This is a genomic window from Cetobacterium sp., assembly GCF_048470075.1.
Taxonomy (GTDB): domain Bacteria; phylum Fusobacteriota; class Fusobacteriia; order Fusobacteriales; family Fusobacteriaceae; genus Cetobacterium_A.
This window is the reverse complement of sequence record NZ_DBGBQB010000271.1, coordinates 1-5,348: the sequence shown is the minus strand read 5'-3', so window position 1 is coordinate 5,348 and position 5,348 is coordinate 1. Positions and strand designations below refer to the sequence as shown.

Genomic DNA, 5,348 nt, shown 5'->3' with positions numbered 1-5,348 from the left:
TGTAAGGCTAGTATAATTGCTAGTATTGGAAATAAAAATGCTATTTTTTTATCTTTTCTATAAGACAAATAAGCCAAATAAGGCATTATCAAAAATCCTTTCGATGTTGTTTGAGGAATATTATCCAATATAAAAATGAATAAAATTGAGATAAAATCTAGCATTTTCACTCCTTTTTTATTTTAATCTATTAAAATATTTATTTTATTATTTAAACCATTGTTTTCTAACATATTACTTATATTCAATTTCTTTGCAATTTTTAATGCTGTATAATAATCTTCACTATTATACTCTATTACAGATTTTTCTAATTTTTTTGACTCCTCTTTTAAAGTCACATTTTTATATCCAGAACTCTCTAAATCCTTTAAGGCAGCTTTTGCCTCAGCTGAAGTCCCTTTTATCTCAATTTTAAAATCGATATCTTTTTCTTTACCAAGAATCAATACCACACTAGCTAGTGTTGGAATATCACTATCCTCTTTTATCTTGAAATATTTCTCATTGACATTAGCTAAAATATTTTCTACATTCTCTTTGCTTATCTCATTAATTTTTATCAAACTATAGTTTGTATTTTTTTCATAGTTAGCAGCAGTATACGTCAGTGCAAGCTTATTTTTTAGGTTTTCCCCTGTTTTTCTTGCATATCCACCAATACCATTGGCATTTAGTATATCTACAACTAAATTTGTAGAATCTTTTAGCTCTCCACCGTATAAATCAGCAAATAAAGATTGCGTTCCTGATGTTAAAATATATTTTTTATCATCTATTACCATCTCAGGAATATTTCTTGCATTTTTTACATTTAATGATATCTCACTATATTTTATAACTTTATAGTTTTGAACTTTCTCTGGTAAAAAGTTATTTATAGAGTCTATTACCATTTTATAATTTTTAGAATCCACTAATTTTTTTATTGTTGTCTCTTTATCAACTTGAACATCAAAAGGTATTTTTACTGCTAATTTATCCTCATAGACTACAATAATATTATTTTTTCCTATTATTGCATATCTATCCCAGTTTTCTAAATTTTTATTATTTTTATTTAAATTATATGTTAGAAATACTCCAAGTATTCCTATTACTATTATTGCTAATAGCAATCCACCTAGAGCTTTTCCTGTTTTTCTTTTTTGTCTCTTAATCCCTTTTTCCCTTCTCATCTGCGATTAGTAACTCCTTTTCTAAATTTGAAATCTCTGCTTTTACTAATTCATTTACAGTTGAAGTTGCATTTAAAGTCTTAACTCTTAAATAGTTTGGACTGTATCCATATGAACATCCATCCTCTTTAATCTCTTCAACTAAAACTTCCAACTCTTTTCCTATATATCTTTCTCTTCTCTCTTTACCCATCTCTTTTCTTAACTCTTCTAAAATTTCAGCTCTTCTCTTTTTTACACCGCTATCTATCTTATCAGTAAATGTATTAGCTAAAGTTTTTTCTCTATCTGAATATTGGAATACATGTAAATCAGAGAAACCAATACTTTTTATCACTTGATAAGTGTTATTAAACATCTCATCCGTTTCCCCAGGGAAACCAACAATCACATCGGCTGTATACTCCATATTTTCAACATTTTCTCTAAGTTTTAGCAGTCTTTCCTGGATAAGTTCAGCTCCATAATTTCTTCTCATTCTCTCTAGAACAGTATCATCACAAGATTGTAATGAGATGTGTAAATGAGGCATTAACTTTCCGTTGTTTTTCATAATCTCAATGAATCTATCTGAAATCTTATCTGGATACATCGATCCAATTCTCACTCTTTCGACTCCATCAAGTTTTACAACTGTTTCCAATAGAGTTTCTAAACTTACATCAGAATTCAGATCCTCCCCATAAGCTCCTAAGTTTATACCAATTATTATAAACTCTTTAAATCCCTCTTTAGTCAAAACTTCAATCTCATTGCATATACTTTCTAATGAACGTGATCTACTTTTTCCTCTTCCAAAAGGAATTTTACAATATGAGCAGAAATTATTACACCCATCTTGAATTTTTATGTAAGCTCTTGACATCTCTCTCAAAGTAGCAAACTCATACTCCTCATAGGCTCTATCTTCAAAAATGTTTTCTGTCAGTATCTTTGATTTTTTATTCTCTATATCTTGAATAAAATCTACCAATCCACTTTTATTACTATTACCAACAACAAAGTCTATTTCCTCAATTTCTAAAAGTTCTTTAGAGTTTGTTTGTGCATAACATCCTGTTACAATAACTATTGATTCTGGATTCATTTTTTTTGCTCTTCTTAAAACATTTCTCGTTTTCTTATCTGCAATACTTGTTACTGTACATGAGTTTACTATGTATATGTCCGATTTATTTTCAAAATCTTCCTCTTCATATCCAATTTTAATCAATTGGTTTTTTATACTTTCACTCTCATACTGATTTACTTTACACCCTAAAGTGTAGAATGCAACTTTTTTATTATTAGAATTCATTTACCAATATTCCTCCTACTATCATTGAGGCAGTTTCAGCTCTTAGTATTCTTTTCCCCAAAGATACAGGTATAACACCATTCTCTTTTAAGAACTCAATCTCCTCTTTCTCAAATCCCCCCTCTGGACCAACTATATATAAAACTCTTTTAGGTTTATTTTCTAGTTTATTTAAAATATTTCTTAAAGAGTTTTCCTCTTCGCATTCATATGGAACAACTGCCAGATCATACTCTTTAAAATTTAATTCCGCCAATCTCTTAGGTTCTGATATCTCCACTAATTTAACCGCTTGACACTGTTTTGTAGCTTCTTTAACAATTAAATCCCATTTATCCTTTTTTTCAGTGATTTTAGCTACTCCTCTCTTAGTTAAAAGAGGTGTTATTTTTGTAACTCCAATCTCAGTTAATTTTTGGATTGTCAAATCCATTTTATCATTTTTTAAAATTCCAATAGCTGCTTCTATATAGATTTTAGATGAAAATTTATCTTCATTTCTCTCTAGAATTTTTACCTCTATAATCTTTTTATCTATATTTATAACTTCGCAAATATACTCATACTCTCCATCTACAGCTCTGATTATTTCACCATCTTTTATTCTAAAAGCATTTTTCAAATGATTTATATCATTTTTATCAACTATCTCTATTATCTCATTTGCTATATTGTCTTTAGATATTATAACACTTATCATTATAAACTCCTATATCATATCCTTATTTTTTATTAGCTCTGCTAGAGTTGTATCCTCTAAAATTTTTGTCATTGCAATATCTAACTTACTCCAAATACAACTAGTGGAACATTCATCATCTACACATGAACAATTTTTACTTTTATTGTTCTCATTACAGTCAATCACTTTTACTTCGTCATCCAATATTTTATATAATTCATGTAGTGTTATATCCTCAGGTTCCATGGACAACTTATATCCCCCATTGGGACCTCTTTTACCTTGAATTATATTCTCATTTTTTAACTTAAATAAAATTTGCTCTAAATACTGAACAGAGATATCCTCTGATTCTGATATCTCTTTTATACGAGCTAAGTTTCCCTTTTGAGAAGCTTCTGCTATATAAACCAATGCTTTTACACCATATCTAACTTTTGTACTTATTTTCATCCTCTTACTCCTTTATCTCAAAATGATTATAAGCTTTCTCTGTAACCATTCTACCACGACTAGTTCTCTTAATATAACCAATTTTTACTAAATAAGGCTCATAAACTTCCTCTATTGTTCTTCTATCTTCTCCCAACATCAAGGCCAAAGTTTCCACTCCAACTGGTCCACCACCATAATTTTCTATTATAGCTTTTATAATATCTCTATCTAGCTCATCTAGTCCCTGTTTATCCACTCCTAAAATACTGAGAGCTTTAACTGCATTTTCAAAATTAACAATACCATTCCCTTTTATTTCACAGTAATCTCTCACTCTCTTTAAAAGTCTATTGGCTATTCTCGGTGTTCCTCTACTTCTAAGAGCTATCTCCTTTGCTCCATCCTCTTCAACTTTCACCCCTAAAAGAGCTCCTCCTCTTTTTACAATACCCTCGAGCTCCTCCTCTTTATAGTAATCCATTCTATGTACCACTCCGAATCTATCTCTCAATGGTGAACTCAATAGTCCAGCTCTCGTTGTAGCTCCAATCAGTGTAAATGGTGGAAGTTCTATTCTTATAGATCTAGCCGATGGTCCTTTTCCTATGATAATGTCCAGTTCACCATCCTCCATGGCAGGGTATAAAATCTCTTCTACAGATGTATTCAATCTATGAATCTCGTCGATAAACAGTATATCATTCTCCTCTAAAGAGGTTAAAATAGCTGCTAAATCTCCAGCCTTATCCAATATAGGTCCAGAAGTAATCTTTAAATTAACACCCATCTCTGTGGCAATCACTCCTGCTAAAGTTGTCTTTCCCAATCCAGGAGGTCCATATAAAAGTATATGATCTATACAACCCCCTCTTTTTTTTGCAGCCTCTATAAAAATTTCCATTTTTTCTTTTAAAGACTCCTGTCCTATATATTCTGATAAACGTTTTGGTCTTAAGCTTTTTTGAACTTCTCCCTCAAATTCCAACTCCTCATTAGAAACTATTCTATCCATTCTTTTCTCCTTAAATTAACACTGTTATTACAAATTGTGCAATCCCTATAAGCCCACCTAAAACTGCTCCAATAATCTCTATATGTTTTAGCTCTTTTTTAGCTAAAGAAAAGGTTATTCTTTCCAGTTCCTCCAATGAAAAAGCATCAACTTTTTCAATTATAATCTCTTTAAAATCAACATTTTTTTCTAAAGTTTCAAATAACATAGATATTATCTGATCCTTATTCTCCATTATCGATCCCTTTATAGCTTCTTTAATCTTATTTAAAGCTGACTCATTTAAAAACATAGCTATCATTGGGAATTTAGCAGTTATCTCTGTGGCAAGTTTTTTCTCTAATATATTATCTATAACTTTCTCCATCTGAACATCTAAATTCGCATTTTCAAGTTTTTTCATTATATCATCTATTGAAATTAACTCTTTTTGAATCGTATCTGCTAAGCTTATTCCAATCTCATGTCTTCTTTTAGGAATCAATCCCTGTATCTTAAAAATTCCTAAATTTATCTCTTTATATGGTCTAAATAACATCTTTATTGCAATATAGTTTGTAATCCATCCAATCATTGATCCAATAACAATTAAAAGTATCGCTTTTATTAACATTTTCTCACCTTTTCAATTCCTTATCAATTTTATAAATTATTATTTATTATACCATTTTATATTTATATCTCCAATACATTTTTTGCCCTTTTACTTCATATAAACTCTCCATTTTTGATTTTTTTTATTGT

Annotated in this window: 6 protein-coding genes; all 6 read right to left on the bottom strand. The window is 29.7% G+C overall.

All coding sequences use genetic code 11. From position 1 onward, the window contains the following. Positions 1 to 182: 182 nt before the first annotated feature. The 6 genes from ACMOUI_RS09710 to ACMOUI_RS09685 are packed head-to-tail and all read right to left on the bottom strand — an operon-like array spanning position 183 to position 5,217. Positions 183 to 1,178: a LytR C-terminal domain-containing protein gene (locus ACMOUI_RS09710; protein WP_418965501.1), complete on the bottom strand. Its 996-nt coding sequence runs from the start codon at positions 1,176 to 1,178 to the stop codon at positions 183 to 185. Beyond that, positions 1,156 to 2,475, bottom strand: a complete 1,320-nt coding sequence (mtaB, locus tag ACMOUI_RS09705; protein WP_418965500.1) for a tRNA (N(6)-L-threonylcarbamoyladenosine(37)-C(2))-methylthiotransferase MtaB — start codon at positions 2,473 to 2,475, stop codon at positions 1,156 to 1,158. The genes ACMOUI_RS09710 and mtaB overlap by 23 nt, the downstream gene beginning before the upstream one ends. After that, positions 2,465 to 3,175 carry an RsmE family RNA methyltransferase gene (locus tag ACMOUI_RS09700; RefSeq protein ID WP_418965499.1) on the bottom strand — a complete coding sequence of 237 codons (711 nt, stop codon included), beginning with the start codon at positions 3,173 to 3,175 and terminating at the stop codon, positions 2,465 to 2,467. Before ACMOUI_RS09700 ends, mtaB begins: the two co-directional genes overlap by 11 nt. Before the next feature lie 9 nt (positions 3,176 to 3,184). Then, the gene (locus ACMOUI_RS09695) at positions 3,185 to 3,610 is read right to left on the bottom strand and encodes an RrF2 family transcriptional regulator (protein ID WP_418965498.1); all 426 of its coding nucleotides are present in this window, start codon (positions 3,608 to 3,610) and stop codon (positions 3,185 to 3,187) included. 4 nt (positions 3,611 to 3,614) lie between these two features. Then, on the bottom strand, positions 3,615 to 4,604 hold the full coding sequence (ruvB, locus tag ACMOUI_RS09690; RefSeq protein WP_418965497.1) for a Holliday junction branch migration DNA helicase RuvB: 990 nt from the start codon (positions 4,602 to 4,604) through the stop codon (positions 3,615 to 3,617). A 10-nt stretch (positions 4,605 to 4,614) separates the two neighbouring features. Next, the gene (locus ACMOUI_RS09685) at positions 4,615 to 5,217 is read right to left on the bottom strand and encodes a DUF445 domain-containing protein (protein ID WP_418965496.1); all 603 of its coding nucleotides are present in this window, start codon (positions 5,215 to 5,217) and stop codon (positions 4,615 to 4,617) included. Positions 5,218 to 5,348: the final 131 nt, after the last annotated feature.